Raw genomic sequence first — 20,821 nt, 5'->3', positions numbered from 1 at the left:
GCTCCCCGGTCACCGAGCCTTCTTCCGTTCGTGACCGCGAGGCTCGCAACCCCGGTTCACTCCTCGCGCTCACCGACGGACGACGGTCACGCGGGCACCTTGGCGACCGCGTCGATGATGACCCGGAGCAGGTCCACGACCCGCGGGCCCCAGCGCGAGGCGATGTCGTCATCCAGCGCGACCACCTGGTTGTTCTTCACCGCGCTCAGCCCGGCCCAGCCGCTGCGCGCCCGGACCGAGTCGGCGTTCTGCTGGCAGCACTTGGAGTCGGCCAGGAAGACGAAGTCCGGGTTGGCCTTGACGATGAACTCCTGGGACAGCTGCGGGTAACCGCCGCTCTTGCCGTCCGCGTCGGCCGGATCCGCGATGTTGGCCAGACCGACCTGGCTGTAGAGCGAGCCCATGAAGGTCTTGCTGGTCACGCTGTACAGCTCCGGGCCCAGCTCGTGGTAGTAGGTGAGCTTCTCGGCGCGCTGCGGCAGGTCCTTGACCAGCTTGGCGATGTCGTCCTTCATCCGGCCGGCGACGTCGGTCGCCTGGTCGGCGTGGCCGGTCAGCGTGCCCAGCTCGGCGATCTGCCGGTACGAGTCGTCCAGGGTGACCGCCGCGGGGGTGAGGTAGACCGGGATCTTCAGCTTGCCGAGCTGGTCGACGATCTTGTTGGTGTCGTTCGCGAGCACCACCAGGTCGGGGCCCTTACCGGCGATCGCCTCGGCGTTGGGCTGGAAGCCGGACAGGTCGCTCTTGGGCGCGTCGGCCGGATAGTTGGACTGGTCGTCGACCGCGCTCACCTGCGGGCCGGCGCCGATGGCGAAGAGCATCTCGGTGGCGGTGGGCGAGAGCGAGAGGATCTTCTCGGGGCGCTTGTCGAGCGTGAGCGAGCCGACCGTCACCGGGTAGCTGGCGGCCGCGGAGCTGCCGCTCGCGGTCGGCTCGTCGGCGGTCTTCTCCGCGCACGCGCCCAGGGCGAGTGCGGCGACCGCGAGGGTCGCGGCGAAGAGCCGGGGGGTACGTCTGAACATGGGACCTCCTGTCGGTCGAGGAGTGTGGTGCTTCGCCGACAGGGACTTTCGTACGCCCGCCCACGAGGCGCCCTTCCTCGAGAGCGCGTGTCGCGACCGATCCGCAGGCGACCTGGCTCGTCCCCGCCGTCAGGACGGGGCATCACAGTTGCGGGACAGCGCCGGTTTCGCACCGGCTTCGCTGCGGAGTGGTCGCTAAGACGGTAGCGCACCGCCTGGACGTGCCGGATCGATCAAGGGCCAATCGCCGCGTGTCGATCACCTTGGCCCCGGGAAGGTGGGGCGAGATGACCGACCGACGGCGATATGTCGCGCATCGCGGGGGTCAGAAACGGGTGGTGGGGCCCCGCAGGGGCGGAACGGGGCCCCATCCGATCAGGAGGCGCTGATGGTGACGTTGTCCACAGCCGCCTCCACGAGGCTGGCGCCGGAGGCGTCCGCCACCTCGATGAGGATGCGCACCGACTGGCCGGCGTACGGGGTGAGGTTGAGGTTCGCCACCGCCCAGCTGCCGTTGCGGTTGCTCGCCGCGCCGGCCTGGGTGAGCAGCGCCGTGGTGCCACCGTTGTGCACCACGCTCACCCGCAGGTAGTCCGCCGACGAGGCGTTCGAGCCGTGCGCCAGGTACCAGGCCAGCGAGAGGGTCAGCGTGCCGGTCGACGGCAGCGTCACCGCCGGGGACCGGGCGCTGGTCACCCCGCCGTCGACGTCGTGGTCACCCGCCGCCGAACCGGCGAGCCGACCGGTGACCAGGTCGTTGGCGCCGGCGTACGGGGTGAGCTGCTTGGCCCCGGAGGAGGTGGTCGCCTGGGCGGCACCCCGTTCCCAGGCCCCGAGGGTCGCGGTGTCGGTGCCGGACGGGTTGATGGTCCAGCCGGTCGCGGTCTCGAAGGTGTCCGACCAGACCGTGGTGCCGCCACCACCGCCGCAGTACTGCGCCTGCTTGCCGATCGCCCGGTACGGGCAGTCGGCGTACTCGCTGAGCATCAGCACCGCCTCCCGGTTGCGGGAGGTCTGTGCGGGGATCACCTCGTCGGGCGGGTAGAAACCACCGCCGCCGGACGATCCTGGATACATCTCGAAGGTGTACGCCCAGATGCCGTGGGTGGCCCACATCCAGTCGATGCTGTCCCCGTCGGTGATGTAGAGGTCGCTGGACTGCTCCGGGGTGTAGTTGTTGGTGGCCGCCATCTGCTGGCCGATGGTGGCGAAGGTGTTGTACTGGTCGGCGCTCATCCCCGGCCCGGTGTTCGCGGTCGTGTAGCCGTACGGCCAGAGCACCAGCTGCGAGTAGGTGTGGAAGTCGATGTTGGCCTTGATCTGCTGCGTTCCGCCGACGACCCGGCTGTTGACGAAGTTGCGCAGTGCCTGCGTCTCGGGCGCGGAGAACGCCGACGGTCCACGGTAGGTCTCGGACGAGGTGGAGCCGGACGAGCCGCCGCAGCAACCCCAGTTGTAGGACCAGTTGCGGTTCAGGTCGGTGCCGACGTTGGAGGAGCCGCTGTTGGGCTGCCGGTTCTTGCGCCAGGACCGGTACGACCCGGTGGCGATGTCGTACTCGCTACCGTCCGGGTTGACCGTCGGCACGATCCAGATCTCCCGGCCGTTGACGATGTTGGTGATCCGGGAGTCGGAGCCGTAGCTGTCGGTGAAGAGGTTGAGCAGGTAGATCGCCATCTCGACGGTCAGGTGCTCGCGGGCGTGCTGCTGGGCGTTGAAGAGGAGTTCCGGCTCGCTCTCGTCGGTGCCCACGTTGTCGGAGATCTTCACGGCCATCAGGTCGCGGCCCTCGTACGACGAACCAATGCTGATCTTGCGGGCGATCGCCGGATGGTCGGCGACGACCTGGTTCACGACGGCGGTCAGTTCCGCGTAGTCGTGGTAGTTGGAGTCGGCGGGCGGGAAGGCCAGTGTGCCCATCTCTCCGGCGCCGCGCTCGGCGTTCGGCGGCGGGGCGAGCGGTTCGAGTCGGAAGCCGAGCTTGCCGATCTCGGCGGCCTCACCCGCGGTGGCCGAGACGTGCAGCACGCCGTGTTCGGAGTAGTCGATGGCGGCCCCGGTGCGGGCCACCGCATTGCGGTCGGCGACGGTCCGGGGGCCGAGCACCCGGTAGCCGGCGGCGGCCGGCTCGGCGGTCCGGTCCGGCGCCGGCCGCGCGAAGACCGGCCCGGTGGCGACGGTGACGATTCCCAGCCCGGTGACGACGGCGAGCACCAGGACGCGGCGGAGAGGGATGGGCGTGCGGAGGGCCATGGACTACCTCCTCGAAGGGCGGGAGAACCCGCTCGGTGGAGGACACTTCACCACCTGTCACATGGTCATATCAATATCCGTCGCTGCCTCTTGCATCCCAGGCGGATCATCGCGGCGGCAATGATTTTCCATCCGTCGACATCTGGCGAAACTTCCTTCCGGCGGCGACACTGACCAGCAACGATGTCCCTCTCGACACCGCGGAGCCCCCATGGCCAGATCCCGTTTACGCACGGCCGCCCTCGCCGGCGTCACCGCGCTCGCCCTGCTCACCACCGTCGCACCCGCGGCAGCCGCCGCACCACTCACCGGCGGCCGACCGCCCGCAACCGCCCACGACGAGCAGATCACCTTCCAGGACTGGTCCGGGCCCGCCGACTGGCACCGGGGCAGCCGGGCCGGCACCCGCGTGGTGCCCGGCGCCCGATCGGGCGTCACGCTGGCCCGCCCGGCCGGCACCACCGAGTACGCCGACCCGCACACCGGCGTCACCCGCAGCTGGGAGTACGGCACCTGGACCTCCCCGGTGACCCGGGTCGGCTTCGACGCCACCGAGCTGATCGCGTCCTGGAACGCCGAGACCCCCGCCGGCACCTGGATCCAGGTGGAGATGCAGGGCAGCTACACCAGCGGTGACCAGACCCCGTGGTACGTCATGGGCCGCTGGGCGTCCGGCGACAGTGACATCAGGAGGACCAGCGTCAACCGGCAGGGCGACCCCTGGTCGACGATCTGGACCGACACCTTCAGCATCGACGACGCCGCCGTCGGGGTGCTGCTGCGGTCGTACCAGCTGCGACTGACCCTCTACCGGGCGCCCGGGCAGACCGCCGCGCCGGTGGTCCGGATGCTCGGCACGATGAGCTCGACCGTGCCGGACCGCTTCACCGTCACGCCGAGCGCCGGGCACATCGCCTGGGGCCGCGAGCTGCCGGTGCCGCGCTACTCGCAGAACGTGCACTCCGGGCACTACCCCGAGTACGACGGCGGTGGTGAGGCGTGGTGCTCCCCCACCTCGACCGAGATGGTGGTCGAGTACTGGGGACGCCGGCCGTCCGCGGCCGACACCTCCTGGGTGGACCCGACCTACCCCGACCCGACGGTCAACCACGCCGCCCGGATGACCTACGACTACACGTACGACGGCGCGGGCAACTGGCCGTTCAACACCGCGTACGCGGCCAGCTTCCCCGGCCTGGAGGGGCGGGTGACCCGACTGCACTCACTGGACGAGCTGGAGCGTTTCATCGCCGCAGGCATTCCGGTGGTGACCAGTCAGTCCTTCCTCGCCAGCGAGCTGGACGGGGCGAACTACGGCACCTCCGGGCACCTGTTCGTGGTGGTCGGCTTCACCGCCGACGGCGACGTGATCGTCAACGACCCGGCCTCGTCCAGCAACGACGTGGTGCGCAACGTCTACAAGCGTGCCCAGTTCGAGCAGATCTGGCTGCGGACCAAGCGGGTCAACGCCACCGGCGGCGTCTCCGGCGGCTCGGGCGGCGTCGCATACCTCATCAAGCCGACGAGCAAGCCCTGGCCGAAGGTCTCGGGCTCCACCAACTGGTAGAGCGTGGTTGATCATGAAGTTATTGCCCGGCCGATCGGCGTGTCGGAGCAATAACTTCATGATCAACGCGGGGGCTGGTCGGTGGGGGGTTGGTCGGTGGAGGGGGGCTGGTCGTCGCCGGCCAGGGCCGAGCGGAGGCGTTCCTTCTCCGCTCGGCGGCGCTCGGTCGCGCCGGCCATCTCCTCGGCCATCTCCTCCCGCCAGCCGCGCAGCAGGAAGAAGGAGAGCGCGGCCGAGAAGGCCAGCGCCAGGATCAGCTTCAGGAACACGCTCATGTCGATCAGCCAGAGGCCCGCCAGCACGGCGACGAACAGCCCGATCCGACCCAGCGTGTACTTGACCGCCGCGCTCACCCGCACCACTCCGTTCTCCGTCACCCGCCGGTGCCGGCGGAAGGTCGATCCGCCCGGCGGGCGGTCGGGGTCAGCCGGTCCGGCGGGCCAGCCAGCGGACGCCCGGGAACCAGACCGCCGCGTACGCCACGGTGAACGCCGCCGCCGCCAACGTTCCGGACAGCAGCGGCGGCAACCCGGCGCCCAGACCGGCGATCAGCAGCCCCGCGAACACCCCGACGGCGGCGGCGACCAGTGCCGCCACCACCCGGGCCGCGCCGAACTCCCAGGCCCGGAAATCGTCCCAGAACAGCCACGCCGGCAGGATCACCGCCAGCCAACCGTTGGTGTGCCCGAAGTCGCCGGCGCCCATCGAGGCGAACGCCCAGTCGAACAGCACGAGCGCCAGCGCACCGATGACCAGGCCGGCCAGGCACACCCCGAGCAGATCGCCGAGGGTACGGACGCGTCCCTCGGCGTCCCGTCGGGGGAAGCCGCCCTGCCGCTCCGGTCCTCGTTGCTCAGTCATCGACTGCGAGGGTACGTGGCGGTTCAGGCCCACACCTGCTGCGGCTCGGCGCGCCGCTCGGCCAGCGACGGGGCCTTGTCGTACTCCCGGACCACGTTGTAGCGGGTGTCCCGCTCGACCGGCTGGAAGCCGGCGTCCCAGATCAGGTGCAGCAGGTCGTCGCGGTGCATGGTGTTCGGGGTGCCGTACGAGTCGGCGTCGTGGGTGATCTTGTATTCGACCACCGAGCCGTCCAGGTCGTCCACGCCGAAGTTCAGCGAGAGCTGGGCCACCGAGAGCCCGTGCATCACCCAGAAGTTCTTCACGTGCGGCACGTTGTCGAAGAGCAGCCGGGAGACGGCGAACGTCTTCAACGACTCGGCCGGCGAGGCCATCGTGGTGCGCGCCTGGATCTTGTTACGGATCTTGCCGTCCGCCGAGTCCACGAAGTCGTGCTGGTATCGCAGCGGGATGAAGACCGCGAAGCCGTTGGTCTCGTCCTGCAGCTCGCGCAGCCGCAGCACGTGGTCGACCCGGTGCCGGGGCTCCTCGATGTGGCCGTACAACATGGTCGCCGGGGTCTTCATGCCCTTGCTGTGCGCCAGGGCGTGGATGCGCGACCAGTCCTCCCAGTGGCAGGCGTGGTCGACGATGTGCTGGCGGACCTCCCAGTCGAAGATCTCCGCGCCACCACCGGTCAGCGACTCCAGGCCGGCGTCCATCAGCTCGTCGAGGATCTCGTCGGCGCTCAGGCCGCTGATCTTCTCGAACCACTGCACCTCGGTCGCCGTGAAGCACTTGAGCTTGACGTTGGGCAGCGCCGCCTTCAGCTCACGCAGCACCTTCGGGTAGTAACGCCAGGGCAGCGTCGGGTGCAGGCCGTTGACGATGTGCAGCTCGGTGAGCTGCTCGTCCTCCATCTCCTTGGCCTTGCGGACCGCCTCGTCGATGCGCATCGTGTACGCGTCCTTCTCGCCCGGCTTGCGCTGGAACGAGCAGTACGCACAGGACGCCGAACAGACGTTGGTCAGGTTGAGGTGCCGGTTGACGTTGAACATCACCCGGTCGCCGTTGAGCTCGGTGCGCTTGTGGTGCGCCAGCCGCCCCAGCCAGGCCAGGTCGTCGCTGTCGTAGAGGGCGACCCCGTCCTCACGGGTCAGCCGCTCACCGGCGTACACCTTCGCTTCGAGCTCACGCTTGAGTCCGGCGTCCATGGCACGTCCCTTCCACCTGCGGTCCCGGTCGAGCGTACGTCGGGACGCCGACCGGCCCGGCGGCACGGTCGGCGACAGCGACCGACTTCACCAGACTCTCAGCCTCCCGTAACCCGGCGATGCATCGACATCACTGCCCGCGTGCGGTAAGACAGGGTGGGGCGGAACACACACTGGTACCGTCCCGACGGCCGCGCCACCGAGCGCGGCGACGGGCAGCGGGACGGGGAGCGGAATGGTCGACAGCGGGCGCGGGCGACGGCAGCGACGACGGAGCCCGGTGATCTCGCCGGTGCTGCGTCCGAAGCTCTGGGCCGCCCTGCTCGGCGCGATCGCCGCCGCCGTGCTCGCCACCCCCGCGTACGCCGAGCCCGGGGTGCCCACCACGGTGCCGGACACCGGCTCGCGCCCGGCGGTGGTCGGCGCGCTCCAACTGCCCGGTGGCGCACCCGTCGCCGGTGTCCCGGTCCCGCCGGTGATGAACGTCGGCAACGGCCCGCTGGCCGCCCAGATCGCCGCCGGCGAGACCCAGGTCGGCGCCCTCGGCGAGGCACTGCTGCTGAGCCAGCAGAAACGCGCGGACGCGCAGGCCCAGCTCGAGGCGGCCGGCAAGGCGCTGGCGACCGCGCAGGACGATCTCCTCCGGGCGCAGCAGGCGGCCGACGTCGCCGCCTCGGACGCGTTCAAGGCGGCCGCCGCGCTACCGCCCGGCGACCTGGCCGACGACATCCAGGGGTTGAGCCGGCTCCAGCGGATCGCCCGTGGCGAGAAGGTCGAGCGCGGCACCACCGGGGTGGCCGGGGAGCTTTCCCGGGCCCGCAGCGGCGAGCAGTCCGCCTACCAGGCGCACACCACGGCCAAGACCCAGCTCGACGCCGCCGAGGCGGAGTTCGCCGTCGGGGAGAAGGCGCTGCGCGCGGCCGAGGCCAGCCTCCTCAAGCTGCGCCGCGACAACGCCGCGCAGCTCATCGAGATCGAGCGCCAGCAGGAGGCCGCCGAGCAGCAGCTCGGTGCCGGCTACCTCGTCGGCCAGAACGTCAGCGGGATGGCGGCGCACCCGCGGGCGCTGGCCGCGGTCCGGTACGCCCTCGCCCAGCTCGGCGACCCGTACGAGTGGTCGGAGGAGGGGCCCGACACGTTCGACTGCTCCGGTCTGATGTGGGCGGCGTACCGGTCGCCCGGCGCCGACTACTTCCAGCTGCCCCGGGTCTCCCGGGACCAGTACGCCGCCACCCGCTCGCGGACGGTGCCGCAGACCGCGCTGCTCCCCGGCGACCTGCTCTTCTTCGCCTCCGGCAGCAGCTGGACCACGATCCACCACGTCGCCATGTACATCGGCAACGGCAAGATGGTGCAGGCGCCCACCACCGGCGACGTCGTCAAGGTCTCGGTCGTCCGCTGGTCCCGGCTGTACGCCGCCACCCGGGTGATCGGCGCGGTGCCGGCCCCGACCGTGCCGGTCCCGACGCCCAGCGCGCCGACCAGCCCGACGCCGACGCCCACCACGAAGCCGACACCCACCACCAAGCCCACGCCGACCACCAAGCCCACGCCGACCACCAAGCCCACGCCGACCACCAAGCCGACGCCGACCGGATCGGCCACCCCGACGCCCACCGGCACCCCGACCCCGACCCCGACCGGCAGCACCTCGCCGAGCACCTCGCCGAGCGAGACGCCGACGACGCCGCCACCGCCACCGACCAGTGCGCCGGCCACCTCGACCCCGGCCGGCTCGCCGTCGGCGAGCCGGAGCGGGGTGTCCAGCGACAGCCCGACCCCGAGCACGACGGGCAGCCCGAGCACCGGAAGCTGAGGCGCCACAATCGGCTCCGGCTGTCCGCTCGGGGCGATCTGTGGCACCGTGACATCCAGGCACATCCGGCCCGGTGTCACGGGTCCGGGTGCGAGCGTGGCACGGAGGGCGGAGATGGCCGAGCAGAGTGATCCGGCGGAGAAGGCCGCCCCCGTCGCGGTCGACCAGCCGGGACCGGGAACAACTGACCCGGCACCCAGCGCCGACACCGTCAGTGCCGCCGTCGAGACCCCCGCCGACGGTGACGTCGGTGCCGCCGACGATTCCGCCGGCACCGACGCTCCCGCCAGCTCCGCCGACGCGGACGGGGGGCAGCCGGCGCCCGATGAGGCTGACCCGGCCGCCGCTCCGGTACGCGCCCGCGCCAGTGTCGTCACCGCCGCCGCGGCGCCGGATGACCTCCCGGCCAGCGCGCCGGTGAGCGCGACCACCTACCGGGCGACCGGATCGGCCAACCCGACCGGCGGGTCTCTGCCCGGGCAGCGGGACGGCTCGAGCGCCCCGGCCCGGGCCAGCGCCACGGTGTCCGCCAACAGCCGCGTCACGGCCGGCGCGGTGGGCACCCCGGATTCCCGGCCAAGCGCTCCCGCCGTCTACCGCTCCGCTCCGGTGAGCCCCGAGCCGCCCCAACCGGCGCAGCCTCCGGAGCCCGTCCAGCCGCCCACGCCTCCGACCCCGGAGCCGACCCCCGCACCACCGGGCCCGACCCCGCCGCCCGAGCCCGAGCCAGCGCCGAGCCCTGGGCCGTACCCGCCCGGTCCGGTGCCGACCCCGCCACCGGGGCCCCGGCCCACGCCGCCACTGCCGCCCATCCCGGGCCCACCCACACCGCCGCCGGCTCCGGTGCCGCCGGTTCCGGGCCCACCCGCACCACCCGTTCCGGGCCCACCGGCACCGCCACCCGGCCCGCCGGTGCCCGGGCCACCCCCGCAGCCCGGCCCGATGCCGGCACCGCCCTTCCCGCCGCCGCCCGCGACGCCCGGCGGGCCGCCGGCCGTGCGAGCCACCGCGTCGGTCTCCGCGCCGCCGGCCAGCCCCACCGGGTGGGCCACCGCGTCGCCCGCCGATCCCGCCGGGCGCGGCTCCACGGCGGTCTACGGCTCGTCGTCCGGCCCGGGCGTGCGGGCCTCCGCGTCGCCGGCCGGTTGGTCGGCCTCAGCGGTTGCCGCGCAGCCCACCCAGGGCGGCGGTGGATGGACCGGGGCGCCGGTCTCGGCCCCGCCGGTGGTGCCCGCGCCGGCGCTGCCCAGTTGGCCGCCGTCCACCGCGGGCGGTGTCCCGTCGGGCGGAAACGACACCGGCGGCTCCCGGGGGTCCAACCCGGCGGGCGTGCCGGCTGGGCGGGGCGCGGCGGCCGCTCGCAGCGGGCGGTACGACGGCGGCTCCGATCTGGCCGGCACCGTCTACGGCGGCGGGGAGCAGCCCGGCTACACCACGATCGCGCTGCCGGCCAGCGCCGTGGAGAATTCCGGCTCCCTGACCGGGCACATCCTGGCTCAGGGCTGGGCCGACACCCCGGCCGAACGGTCTTCCAGCACCGCCCGGGTGGTGATCGTCCTGGCCGCCGCACTGGGGCTGCTGGTGGCGATCAGCGTGCTGGTGGTCCTGCTCGCCAACGACGCCCTGGACGGCCTGGTGGGCAACGTGCTCAACGGCTGAGCCGACGATCGGGTCGATGGTGAGTCCGCCCACTACGGTCGGGCAACCGGCTGGCGGCTCCGCCGGACCGCCGTACACTGGTCGAGATCACTGACCCGGCGCGCGTGATGCGCGCCCATGGGCGATCTTGCGGGCGATCCGGCGGCACAGCCGCGGCAGGCCATCGCGAAGATGCGCCCCGCTCGAAAGGCATTTGTTGACCACCTCTGCTGACCCCAGCATCGTTCCGTCCGTTTTCGATTCCGCCCCGGCGGCGGTCGACGCCGCCCTGGAGACGCCCGACGCCGCCCCGACGGAGGTCGCCGAGCCCGTCGACTTCGCCGCGCTCGGCCTGCCCGAGCCGCTGGTCCGCGCACTGGCGCGGCAGGGCATCACCACCCCGTTCGAGATCCAGCGGGCCACCGTTCCGGACGCGCTCGCCGGCCGGGACGTGCTCGGCCGCGGGCAGACCGGGTCGGGCAAGACGCTCGCGTTCGGCCTGCCCCTGCTGGCCCGGGTCGCCGCCGGCCAGCCGGCCCGGCCGATGCGGCCGCGCGCCCTGGTCCTGGTCCCGACCCGGGAGTTGGCCATGCAGGTCAACGACGCCCTGCTGCCGCTGGGCAAGGCGATCAACGTGTTCCTGAAGACCGCCGTCGGCGGAGTGCCGTACGACCGTCAGATCGACGCGCTGCGGCGCGGCGTGGAGATCATCGTGGCGACCCCGGGCCGGCTCGGCGACCTGATCGAGCGGGGCATCTGCCAGCTCGACGACGTCGAGGTGACGGTGCTCGACGAGGCCGACCAGATGGCCGACATGGGCTTCCTGCCCGAGGTGACCGAACTGCTGGCGAAGACGCCCGCGAACGGTCAGCGGCTGCTCTTCTCGGCCACCCTGGACGGCGACGTCGACGCGCTGGTCAAGCGGTTCATGACCGATCCGGTGACGCATTCCACCGCGCCGTCCACCGCCTCGGTGTCCACCATGGACCACCACATGCTGCTGATCCCGCCGCACGAGAAGTTCCCGGTGACGGCCTCGATCGCCGCCCGGGACGGCCGGACCATGGTCTTCGCCCGGACCCAGCTCGGCGTCGACCGACTGGTCGAGCAGCTCGCCGCTGTCGGCGTACGGGCCGGTGGCCTGCACGGCGGCAAGACCCAGCGGATGCGCACCAAGACGCTGGCCGAGTTCCGCGAGGGCCGGATGAACGTGCTGGTCGCCACCGACGTGGCGGCTCGGGGCATCCACGTCGACGGGGTCACCCTGGTGCTGCACGTCGACCCGCCGAAGGACCCCAAGGACTACCTGCACCGCGCCGGGCGCACCGCCCGTGCCGGCGAGTCGGGCGCGGTCGCCACGCTGGTGCTGCCCAAGCAGCGCCGTACCACCCTGGCGATGCTCGAGAAGGCTGGCGTCGCGCCGGCCGAGAGCCGGGTCCGCCTCGGGGACCCGGCGCTTGCCGAGCTGATCGGCGCCCGTGAGCCCAGCGGCGTCCCGGTCCGCGTGGAGGCGGAGCCCCGGGGCTACGGTGACCGCTCCGGCGGCCCCCGCCGGTTCGGTGACCGGCCGGGCGGCGACCGCCGCTACGGCGACCGTCCCCAGGGTGAGCGCCGCTACGGCGACCGCCCGACCGGCGAGCGCCGCTTCGGCGACCGCCCGCAGGGTGAGCGGCGCTACGGCGACCGTCCGCAAGGCGACCGGCAGTACGGCGACCGCCCGACCGGTGAGCGGCGCTACAGCGACCGCCCCCAGGGCGACCGGCAGTACGGCGACCGGCCGACCGGTGAGCGGCGCTTCGGCGACCGCCCCCAGGGCGACCGGCAGTACGGCGACCGCCCGACCGGCGAGCGCCGGTACGCCGATCGGGATGCCCGGGGTTACGGCGACCGGCCGCAGGGTGAGCGCCGTTTCGGCGACCGCCCGCAGTTCGGCGACCGGGACGGCCGGGGCGACCGCCCGACCGGCGAGCGGCGCTACGGCGACCGCCCGCAGGGCGAGCGGCGCTACGGGGACCGGGACGAGCGCGCCTCCGGCGACCGCCGTTTCGGCGACCGGCAGCAGGGCGAGCGGCCCGCCGACGAGCGCCGGTTCGGGGACCGACCGGCCGGGGAGCGGCGCTTCGCGGACCGGGACGCTCGGGGTGGTTTCCGCCCGGAGAGCCGCGGTCAGGGCGACCGGCAGCGCGACGACCGGCAGCGCGATGACCGGCGTGGCTTCGGCGGGCGCCCGCCGGCCCGTACCCACTGATCCACTGATTCACTGAACGCCGCCGCGGAGCCCACGCTCCGCGGCGGCGTTCGCGCATGCCCTGCCGATGTCGGCTCGGTCGCGTAACGTCCGGCTCATGCCGACCATGCCGAAGTCGATCTTCTGGTCCCGGACGGACACCGCCGGCAGTGAGCAGGTCGTGCTCGACGACGGGCACGGGTTGGCGGCCCGGGGCACCCTGCTCGCCGTGGACCCGATCCCCTGGACCGTCCGCTACCAGCTGACCACCGCACCTGACTGGAGCACCAGCCGGGTCGAGGTCGAGGCGGAGGGGTCGGGCTGGCTGCGCAGAGTCACGCTGGAACGGGCCGCGGACCGGTGGCGGGTGACGACCGCCGAGCAGGGCAACCTGGACGCGGCACTCGTCGCGGCCGGTCATCCCCCGGCCGGTCTGCCGGGCACCGACGACCCGGATCGGCTGGCCGACGCGCTCGACGTGGACCTGAGCGGGTCCCCGCTGTTCAACACCCTCCCGGTCCATCGGCTCGGGCTGGCCGCTCAGCCGGCCGACCTGCCGCACCGGATCACCGCGGCGTGGGTGCTGCTGCCCGGTCTGGAGGTGGTGGCGGCCGAGCAGATCTACACCGGGCTCGGGCCGGGCCGGGTGCGGTTCGCCAGCGGCACCTTCACCGCCGACATCGATCTGGACGCCGACGGGTACGTGGTGCGCTACCCCGGGCTCGCCGAACGGATCGACCCGCGCTGAGTGCGCCGGGCTCAGGCGGGCCGGGTTCAGGCGAGCTGGGCTCAGGCGGGCCAGGCGCCACTGGTCAGGAAGCGGTCGATGGTGGCCGCGTGCGGTGCGAGGTCGTGGCCCTTCGCGGCCACCCAGTCGTCGGAGTAGTAGGTGTCGGCGTACCGGTCGCCGGCGTCACAGATCAGGGTGACCACGGAGCCGGTCCGGCCCTCGGCGAGCATCCCGGCGATGAGGCCGAACGCCCCCCACAGGTTGGTGCCGGTGGAGCCACCCACCCGGCGACCGAGCACCGCCGAGCCGGCCCGCATGGCGGCCAACGACGCCGCGTCCGGCACCTGGACCATCCGGTCCACCACCGCGGGCAGGAAGGACGCCTCCACGGTGGGACGGCCGATCCCCTCGATCCGGGATCCCTTCCCGGTACGCACGGACCAGTCGGCGGCCAGCCAGGCCGGATAGAACGCGGAGTTCTCCGGGTCCACCACGCAGAGCTTGGTGGCCAGCCGGCGGTACCGGACGTACCGGCCGATTGTCGCGCTGGTGCCCCCGGTGCCGGCGCCCACCACGACCCAGGCCGGGATCGGGTGCCGCTCCAGTCTCAGCTGTGCGTAGATCGACTCGGCGATGTTGTTGTTGCCCCGCCAGTCGGTGGCCCGCTCGGCGTAGGTGAACTGGTCCATGAAGTGACCGCCGGAATCCTCGGCCAGCCAGCGGGCCTCGACCACCACGCTCGCCGGGTCGTCCACCAGGTGGCAACGGCCGCCCTGGAACTCGATCTGCGCGATCTTCTCCGGCGAGGTGGAGGCGGGCATCACCGCGATGAACGGCAGCCCGAGCATCCGGGCGAAGTACGCCTCGGAGACCGCCGTGGAGCCGGACGACGCCTCGACGATCGTGGTGCGCGGCCCGATCCAGCCGTTGCAGAGCCCGTAGAGAAAGAGCGAGCGGGCCAGCCGGTGCTTCAGTGAGCCGGTCGGGTGCACCGACTCGTCCTTGAGGTAGAGGTCGATCCCCCACTCCCGCGGCAGCGGGAACGGCAGCAGGTGAGTGTCGGCCGAGCGGTTCGCGTCCGCCTCGACGGCGGCGATCGCCTCGGTCACCCAGGTCCGGCTGGCCTCGTCGCACCGGTCGAGATGAGTCACGTCGGCAAAGTAGCAAGCGGTCCTGAGGAGGTCAGCGCCGGTCCGCCGACGTGACCCGGCGGAGCTGACGGCGCTGGCCGGCCCGGCCGACCGCCCGGACCAGCGGGGTCAGCCCGATGGCCAGTCGAGGCAGGGCGTCCAGCAGCCGGACCTGCGCTCCCCGCCAACGGGGCAGGCTGACCACCGGGCGCGGCCGGCGGGCCAGTCGGGCCGCCCGGGCGGCCACCCGCTGCGGGGTCAGCATGGAACCGGTGAACGACGCCAGCGCACCGGGGTCGTCCAGCCGGTCGTGCAGCATCGGGGTCCAGATGCCGTCCGGGCAGAGGCAGGAGACGTGTACCTGCCGATATCCGGCCATCCGCAGGTCGGACAGGGTGCCGAGGCTGAACGCCAGCAGCGCGTGCTTACTGGCCGCGTACACCGTCTCGCCGGGCGCGGCGACCAGCCCGGCCAGCGAGACGACGTTCAGCACGTGGCCGTGCCCCTGCCCGCGCATCACCCCGAGCGCGGCGAGGGTGCCGTTCATCGCGCCGAGCGCGTTCACGTCGAGCACCCGACGGCGGGTCCGTCCGTCGTGCTCCCAGGCGGGGCCGGTGACCAGGATGCCGGCGTTGTTGACCCAGAGGCCGAGGCCACCCCGGCTGGCTGCCGTCGCGGCGATCTCGGCGCAGGCTGCCTCGTCCCGGACATCCAGCGCGGCGGACCAGCCGCCGAGCGGCGCGGCCGCGACGGCGACCGCAGCCGGGTCGACGTCGGTGAGCAGCACCGACCAACCGTCGGCGTGCAGCGCGGCGGCAATGGCGCGGCCCAGGCCGCCGGCGGCCCCGGTCACCACGGCCGCTCCACGTCCCAGCGGGGTCATCGGCGCACGCTACCGCCGTCCGCCGGTACGGCACCAGGGCCGACCGGCCCTCGGCCGCGGCGGGTACGGCGCCGATCGGCCCTCGGCAGCGGCCGGTACGGCGCGGGGGCGGTCTCCTTTGCTCTGCTTCAGCGGACGCACCACAGAACGGCCCGCACTGGTGCGTGGGTGTAAGCAGAGCAAAGGACGCACATGAGGAGTGGTCGCCGATCCCCCTGGCGCTCGGGTGCGAGGCCGGGCCCCACCGCCGCGGTGTCAGGCGGCCGGTGGGCCGACCGACTGGGGGCGGTTCTCCCATTTGGTGGAGAGTGCGATCGCGGTACGGGTGGAGGCGACCCCGGGCGTCCGGTTCAGCCGCACGATCAGCTGCTCCAGCTCGGCGATCGTGCCGACCCGCGCCTTGAGCAGGAAGGACTCCACCCCCGCCATGAAGTAGCAGGACTCGATCTCGGGCAGCACCCGGAGCGACTCGAGCATGTCGTCGCTGTCCGCGCCGGAGTCCTCGACGATGCCGATCAGCGCGGTGACACCCAGCCCGATCGCCTCCGGCTCCACGTCCGCGCGGTAGCCGCGGATCACGCCGCTGTTCTCCAGCTTGCCGACCCGCTCGTGCACGGCCGGGGCAGAGAGGCCAACCTGCCGGGCGAGCTCGGCGTACGAGAGGCGGGCGTTTCCACGCAGCAGGTCGACGAGGCTCAGGTCGATGGCGTCCACGGAGAGTGACCTTATCCCGTTGGGCGTAACGCGACGCCTTCGGTATCCGTTGCACACAGCAGTGAGTAACTGTTCACAAACAGACGGTCAGGGCAGGGGTTGCACCAGTACCATTTACTAACTTCCCACTCAGTGCATTTTTCGCGTTTGGCGGACAGGCCAGGTCCCTGGTGCTGTAATTACCATACGTCCCTCATGACGGCTCTGGGCTCGCACCAGCCGGGGGCAGTGTGTTCAGCCAGGGGCTTCGTCGACGCGAGGAGGGGGCTGTGGACACTGGAGATCGCCTGCTGACACCGGGTGAGGTCGCCGCGCTGTTTCGGGTGGACCCGAAGACTGTGACGAGATGGGCGGCGGCCGGCCGGATAGGAAGCATCCGGACTCCAGGCGGGCATCGCCGGTTTCGGGAATCCGAGGTGCGAGCCCTGCTTGAGGGGGAGGGCATGCTGGACGAGGTGGACGAGGTCGGAAAGCCACGCAACGTGGGCCCGGCCGCCTCTACCGGGCCGGGTCCGGCCAACGCCGGCATGTACTGAACTGGTGCGGACAACGCTACGCGGACCGGGCAGCAGTCCGGTCCGCGTCCCGCTACGGTCACCCGTCGTACGCGTGACCGGGCGGGGTTGAGCAGACAGGCTCAGCTTCGGGCCGCCCCGAGCTGGCCGGACCACCGTCGGAACAGGGTGTGCGGGACGCCGAGCGCGTCCAGCACTTTGCCGGCCACGAAGTCGACCAACTGCTGCGCGCTGGCCGCCGCACCCGCGCCGTAGAAGCCGGGGCTGGCCGGCAGCACCACCGCGCCGGCGTCGTGCAACGCGATCAGGTGCTCAAGGTGACTGCGGGTCACCGGCGTCTCCCGAGGTGCCACCACCACCGGCCGGCGCTCCTTGAGGTTGACCTCGGCGGCACGCTGCAACAGGTCCTTGGAGAGCCCGATGGCGACCCCCGCGCACGCCGCCGTGCTGGCCGGCACCACCGCCATTCCGCGTACCCGGTAGGAACCGCTGCTCGGACCGGCCGCCAGGTCTCCCGCCGGCCAGTGCCGCACGTCCGCGCCGGTCACGTCCCGGCCGAGCCAGGCGGCGAGGTCCTCGGCCCAGTGCGCGTCGCGGAACGGCCGGCCGGTCTCGTCGAGCAGCGTGAGCCGCGCCGCCCGGGAGACGATCAGGTCCACCGGTTCGCCCGCGTCGAGCAGCCCGCCGAGCACGGCCGCCGCGTACGGCGTACCGGAGGCCCCGGAGACACCGACCACCCATGGTTCCCGCATGCCCCCAGCCTGCCTGGTGGGGTTCGTGCGCTGGTGGGCACCCCCGGGATCGGCCTCCGGGTGGCTCGCCCGAGATGTCCGGGCGGGCGCCTGCGTGTCCCGCGGACCTGGCATGCTGCCGGTGGCCATTCGCACCGGCAGCAGATCGCACAGGAGGCATCGGTGACGACCGGCGAGGTCCTCTGGACGCTGCGCGCCGAATGTCCGATCCCGGCCCGGCTCTCGCCGCACGCCGACCGGGTGCACGAGTGGCTGCTCCGCCTGTTGCCCGAGCTGGGCCTGCCGCTGGACGACGCCGCGCTGCGCCGGCTGAGCCGGGGAGCCTTCGCCCGGTACGCCGGCCGGCTCTACCCGGACGCCACCGAGGCCGACCTGCGGAGCCTGACCGCGCTGTTCACCTGGTTCTTCCTGGTCGACGACGCCTGCGACGGGCCGGGCCGGCTCGCTCCGGAGCAGATCCGCGCGCTGCGCAACGGCACCTTGGCGCTGCTGCACGACGGTCCCCGGGCACGACACGCCGGGTTGACCGGTCCGCTGCGGCGGCTGCTGGTGCTGGCCTGGCGGGAGCCGCGCCGCCGGATGCCGGCCCGGTGGCGGCTGCGCTTCGCCGACGCGGTGGCCCAGCACCTCGACGGGACCCGGCGGGAGGCGGCCAACAAGGAGGCGGGTCGCCGACCCGGCGTCATCGAGTACGTCGAGCTGCGGCGGGCCACGTCGGCGGCGGACGTGTCGTACCCGCTGGTGGAGTTCGTCACCGGCCGGCCGCTGCCCGACCCGGTCTACCACCACCCGCTGCTGCGCCGGGTCGCCCGCACCGGCAACGACCTGCTCTCCTGGTACAACGACCTCGCATCGCTGGACCGGGACCGGGCCACCGCGGGCGGGCACAACCTGGTGCTTGCCATGCAGGACGAGCAGGGCCTGTCGCCGGCGGAGGCGGTGGACCGGGTGGCCGAGCGCTGGCGGGAGTCGATGCGGCGCTTCGTCGCGCTGCGTGCCACGGTGCCGTCGTTCGGCCCGGCGCTGGACGAGGCGGTCACCGACCACCTCGACGGGGTCGCGTACGCGGTGCGCGGCACCATCGACTGGACGCTGGAGAGCGCCCGCTACCCCACCAGCGCCTAGGGCCGAAGGTCGAGCCGGATCACCAGGTCGAGCAGGGCGAAGGCGAACAGCGCGATGCCGACGAAGCCGTTCGCGGTGAAGAACGCCCGGTTGACCTTGCTCAGGTCGGTCGGGGTGACCACCAGGTGCTGGTAGGCGAACGCGACCGCGGTGAGCGCCAGGCCGACCCACCAGAGCCAGCCGAACCCGACCACCGCCCCGAACCAGACGAAGAGCCCGAACGTCACCACGTGCGCCACGGTGGAGGCGTGCAGCGCGAAGCGCCGGCCGTACCGGGCGGGCACGCTGTGCACCCCGATCCGCCGGTCCACCGCGTCGTCCTGGCAGGCGTAGATCAGGTCGAAGCCACCGATCCACAGCCCGACCGCCGCGCCGAGCAGCCAGGCCGGCCAGGAGCCGTCCAGGGTGCCGGTGACGGCCAGCCAGGCGCCGACCGGGCCGACCGCCTGGGCGACCGCGAGGATCGCGTGCGGCCAGTTGGTGAACCGCTTGCCGTACGGGTAGACCACCAGCGGCACCACGGCGAGCGGCGCCAGCACCAGGCAGAGCGGGTTGAGCAGAGCGGCGGCGGAGAGGAAGACCACCAGCGCGACGACCGCGCCGGTCCAGGCCGTGCGCACGCTCACCGCGCCGGTGACCAGCTCCCGCGCGGCGGTACGCGGGTTCCGCGCGTCGATCCGCCGGTCGAGGATCCGGTTGGCGGCCATCGCGAACGTCCGCGCCCCGACCATCGCCACGGTGATCAGCAGCAGGTCCACCCAGCGCACCCGGCCGCCGTTGACCTGCATCGCGGTCAGCGCCGACAGGTACGCGAACGGCAGCGCGAAGACCGAGTGTTCGATGGCGACGAGTTTGAGGAACGACTTGATTCGGCCCGGCCGTTCGGCCGGCGCGTCGAGGACCGCCATCAGATGCCGTACTCCTTCCAGCGCTTGTCGACCAGGGCGGTGACCTCCGGCGACATGCTCATCTCCTCCGGCCAACCGCGGGTGTAACCCTCGGTGGGGAGCTTGCGGGTCGCGTCAACGCCCACCTTGCCGCCCCAGAACTGCTGGTACGACGAGTGGTCGAGGTGATCGACCGGGCCCTCGGTGAGCAGCAGGTCGCGCGCGTAGTCGACGTTGCCGAAGGCGCGGAAGGCGACCTCGTTGTAGTCGTGCACGTCGCAGTCCTCGTCGACGATCACGATCAGCTTGGTCAGCGACATCAGGTGCGCGCCCCAGATCGCGTTCATCACCTTCTGCGCGTGCTTCGGGTAGCGCTTGCGGATCGACACGATCGCGCAGTTGTGGAAGACGCCGGCGGCCGGCAGGTCGTAGTCCACGATGTCCGGGATCAGCAGCTTGAGCAGCGGCTGGAAGATCCGCTCGGTGGCCTTGCCGAGGGCGTGGTCCTCCTGCGGCGGCTTGGAGGTGACGATCGAGTGGTAGACCGGCTTGCGCTGCATGGTCATCGCCTCGATGTGCAGCACCGGGAACGGCTCGACCGGCGTGTAGAAGCCGGTGTGGTCGCCGAACGGGCCCTCGGGCAGCCGCTCGCCCGGCTCCAGGTAGCCCTCCAGCACGATCTGCGCGTGGGCCGGCACCTGCAGCGGCACGGTGAGGCAGTCGACCATCTCCACCCGCTCGCCGCGCAGGAACCCGGCGAACAGGTACTCGTCGATGTCGCCGGGCAGCGGCGCGCTGGCCGCGTACGAGACGACCGGGTCGCAGCCGATCGCGACCGCGACCGGCAGGCGCTGCCCGAGCCGCTCGGCGACCGCGTGGTGGGCGGTGGAGTCCTTGTGGATCTGCCAGTGCATGCCCAGGGTGTTGCGGCCGTGCTGCTGGAGCCGGTACAGCCCGAGGTTGCGCTTGCCGGTCTCCGGGTGCTTGGTGTGGGTGAGGCCGTAGTTGTGGAAGATCCCGCCGTCGCCGGGCCACACCTGGAGCCCGGGCAGCCGGTTCAGGTCGACGTCCTCACCCCGGTAGACGACCTCCTGGCAGGGCGCGGTCTTCACCTTGCGCGGCGGCACCGACTTGAGCTGCATGACCTTGCCCAGGCCCTCGCGGATGCCGGACCAGCCCACCGGCAGCTCCGGCTTGATCAGCGCGCCGATCCGGGCCCCGATCTCGTCCAGCGAGTCGACGCCGAGCGCCATGGCCATCCGCTTCTCGGTGCCGAACAGGTTGATCGCCACCGGCATCTCGCCCCGGGTGGGGCGCTCGAACAGCAGCGCCGGTCCGCCGGCCCGGACCGTGCGGGTGACCACCTCGCTGATCTCCAGGGTCGGGTCGACCGGGACGTCGACCCGGCGCAGTTCGCCCGCGCGCTCCAGGGCCGCGAGGAAGTCCTTGAGGTCGGTGTACGGGAAGCCACGAGCCGCCATGCCCGCCAGTCTCCCGCACCGCGTCCC

General features: G+C 72.5%; 18 protein-coding genes and 1 riboswitch. Of the genes, 7 read left to right on the top strand and 11 right to left on the bottom strand.

The window, feature by feature from the left end; translation table 11 throughout:
* Positions 1-86 precede the first annotated feature (86 nt).
* Positions 87-1,022, bottom strand: a complete 936-nt coding sequence (locus tag ACWD6N_RS07185) for an ABC transporter substrate-binding protein (protein WP_354967294.1) — start codon at positions 1,020-1,022, stop codon at positions 87-89.
* A 111-nt stretch (positions 1,023-1,133) separates the two neighbouring features.
* A riboswitch (cobalamin riboswitch) is annotated at positions 1,134-1,199 on the bottom strand.
* A gap of 198 nt (positions 1,200-1,397) precedes the next feature.
* A complete protein-coding gene (locus tag ACWD6N_RS07180) occupies positions 1,398-3,275 on the bottom strand; it encodes a M14 family zinc carboxypeptidase (RefSeq protein ID WP_354967293.1) in 1,878 nt (625 codons plus the stop codon).
* Between the two features lie 211 nt (positions 3,276-3,486).
* Between ACWD6N_RS07180 and ACWD6N_RS07175 the strand changes: the two genes are divergently transcribed.
* A complete protein-coding gene (locus tag ACWD6N_RS07175; protein ID WP_354967292.1) occupies positions 3,487-4,842 on the top strand; it encodes a C39 family peptidase in 1,356 nt (451 codons plus the stop codon).
* A 62-nt stretch (positions 4,843-4,904) separates the two neighbouring features.
* Here the strand turns inward: ACWD6N_RS07175 and ACWD6N_RS07170 are convergent, their stop codons facing one another.
* From ACWD6N_RS07170 to mqnE, 3 genes are all read right to left on the bottom strand, one after another.
* Positions 4,905-5,195: a DUF4229 domain-containing protein gene (locus tag ACWD6N_RS07170; protein ID WP_354967365.1), complete on the bottom strand. Its 291-nt coding sequence runs from the start codon at positions 5,193-5,195 to the stop codon at positions 4,905-4,907.
* 70 nt (positions 5,196-5,265) lie between these two features.
* Entirely contained in the window at positions 5,266-5,703 is a 438-nt protein-coding gene (locus ACWD6N_RS07165) for a hypothetical protein (RefSeq protein ID WP_354967291.1), read from the bottom strand.
* Positions 5,704-5,726: 23 nt separating this feature from the next.
* Positions 5,727-6,896, bottom strand: coding sequence for an aminofutalosine synthase MqnE (gene mqnE / locus ACWD6N_RS07160; RefSeq protein WP_354967290.1), 1,170 nt, complete (start codon positions 6,894-6,896; stop codon positions 5,727-5,729).
* 235 nt (positions 6,897-7,131) lie between these two features.
* On the opposite strand from mqnE, the gene ACWD6N_RS07155 reads away from it, so the two are divergent.
* From ACWD6N_RS07155 to ACWD6N_RS07140, 4 genes are all read left to right on the top strand, one after another.
* Positions 7,132-8,712, top strand: a complete 1,581-nt coding sequence (locus ACWD6N_RS07155; RefSeq protein WP_354967289.1) for a C40 family peptidase — start codon at positions 7,132-7,134, stop codon at positions 8,710-8,712.
* Positions 8,713-8,826: 114 nt separating this feature from the next.
* Positions 8,827-10,371, top strand: a complete 1,545-nt coding sequence (locus tag ACWD6N_RS07150) for a hypothetical protein (RefSeq protein WP_354967288.1) — start codon at positions 8,827-8,829, stop codon at positions 10,369-10,371.
* Between the two features lie 196 nt (positions 10,372-10,567).
* The gene (locus ACWD6N_RS07145) at positions 10,568-12,598 is read left to right on the top strand and encodes a DEAD/DEAH box helicase (RefSeq protein ID WP_387328483.1); all 2,031 of its coding nucleotides are present in this window, start codon (positions 10,568-10,570) and stop codon (positions 12,596-12,598) included.
* 106 nt (positions 12,599-12,704) lie between these two features.
* A complete protein-coding gene (locus ACWD6N_RS07140) occupies positions 12,705-13,325 on the top strand; it encodes a putative glycolipid-binding domain-containing protein (RefSeq protein WP_354967363.1) in 621 nt (206 codons plus the stop codon).
* Between the two features lie 41 nt (positions 13,326-13,366).
* On the opposite strand, the gene ACWD6N_RS07135 is transcribed toward ACWD6N_RS07140, so the two are convergent.
* The 3 genes from ACWD6N_RS07135 to ACWD6N_RS07125 form a co-directional block, all read right to left on the bottom strand.
* A complete protein-coding gene (locus tag ACWD6N_RS07135; protein WP_354967287.1) occupies positions 13,367-14,458 on the bottom strand; it encodes an L-cysteine desulfhydrase Cds1 in 1,092 nt (363 codons plus the stop codon).
* A gap of 31 nt (positions 14,459-14,489) precedes the next feature.
* Entirely contained in the window at positions 14,490-15,320 is an 831-nt protein-coding gene (locus ACWD6N_RS07130) for an SDR family NAD(P)-dependent oxidoreductase (protein ID WP_354967286.1), read from the bottom strand.
* Between the two features lie 255 nt (positions 15,321-15,575).
* Entirely contained in the window at positions 15,576-16,034 is a 459-nt protein-coding gene (locus ACWD6N_RS07125) for an Lrp/AsnC family transcriptional regulator (protein WP_354967285.1), read from the bottom strand.
* 269 nt (positions 16,035-16,303) lie between these two features.
* Here ACWD6N_RS07125 and ACWD6N_RS07120 point away from each other — a divergent pair, with 269 nt between their 5' ends.
* On the top strand, positions 16,304-16,570 hold the full coding sequence (locus tag ACWD6N_RS07120) for a BldC family transcriptional regulator (RefSeq protein WP_007454516.1): 267 nt from the start codon (positions 16,304-16,306) through the stop codon (positions 16,568-16,570).
* 101 nt (positions 16,571-16,671) lie between these two features.
* On the opposite strand, the gene ACWD6N_RS07115 is transcribed toward ACWD6N_RS07120, so the two are convergent.
* Positions 16,672-17,301, bottom strand: a complete 630-nt coding sequence (locus ACWD6N_RS07115; RefSeq protein WP_354967284.1) for a UbiX family flavin prenyltransferase — start codon at positions 17,299-17,301, stop codon at positions 16,672-16,674.
* 162 nt (positions 17,302-17,463) lie between these two features.
* Between ACWD6N_RS07115 and ACWD6N_RS07110 the strand changes: the two genes are divergently transcribed.
* Positions 17,464-18,426 (top strand): terpene synthase family protein, encoded by a 963-nt coding sequence (locus ACWD6N_RS07110; RefSeq protein WP_354967283.1) that lies wholly within the window; start codon positions 17,464-17,466, stop codon positions 18,424-18,426.
* Here ACWD6N_RS07110 and mqnP read toward each other — a convergent pair.
* Both mqnP and ACWD6N_RS07100 read right to left on the bottom strand, forming a co-directional pair.
* Positions 18,423-19,334 carry a menaquinone biosynthesis prenyltransferase MqnP gene (mqnP, locus tag ACWD6N_RS07105; protein WP_354967282.1) on the bottom strand — a complete coding sequence of 304 codons (912 nt, stop codon included), beginning with the start codon at positions 19,332-19,334 and terminating at the stop codon, positions 18,423-18,425. The genes ACWD6N_RS07110 and mqnP overlap by 4 nt on opposite strands.
* Positions 19,334-20,794 (bottom strand): menaquinone biosynthesis decarboxylase, encoded by a 1,461-nt coding sequence (locus ACWD6N_RS07100; protein ID WP_354967281.1) that lies wholly within the window; start codon positions 20,792-20,794, stop codon positions 19,334-19,336. Before ACWD6N_RS07100 ends, mqnP begins: the two co-directional genes overlap by 1 nt.
* Positions 20,795-20,821 lie beyond the last annotated feature (27 nt).

Source organism: Micromonospora sp. NPDC005163 (genome assembly GCF_053599835.1).
The sequence above is the reverse complement of the archived record's forward strand: the minus strand, read 5'-3'. Positions and strand labels throughout refer to the sequence as shown.